1 protein-coding gene is annotated in these 317 nt (G+C 43.8%); it reads left to right on the forward strand.

The features are described 5' to 3' along the window. Nucleotides 1-37 precede the first annotated feature (37 nt). A partial coding sequence (locus C5745_RS19965) for a transposase (RefSeq protein ID WP_207795868.1) occupies nt 38-317 on the forward strand: 280 nt, incomplete at its 3' end.

The raw sequence follows: 317 nt of genomic DNA on the forward strand, positions 1-317 counted from the left end.
GTGTCAAATAAAGAATTTCTATATTTAGACACAGAACATGAGTAAAGACAATTTTGACTTCGAAAGCTTCAAAGAGGAAGCTATGAAAGGCCTTTATGAGGGCAAAAAAATGGGCGGTACAGACGGAGTTTTTGCTCCGATGCTGAAACATCTTCTGGAAAGCATGTTGGAGGGAGAGCTGGACCACCATCTACAGGAGAATAAAGCTTCCGGAGAGATCAACCGTAAAAATGGGAAGACGAAAAAAACGGTCAGGAGCCTTCAATCAGGACATTTTGAATTGGAGAGCGGCCGGGACCGAAACGGCACATTTGAGC

It is taken from the genome of Sphingobacterium haloxyli, assembly GCF_002980525.1.
Taxonomy (GTDB): domain Bacteria; phylum Bacteroidota; class Bacteroidia; order Sphingobacteriales; family Sphingobacteriaceae; genus Sphingobacterium; species Sphingobacterium haloxyli.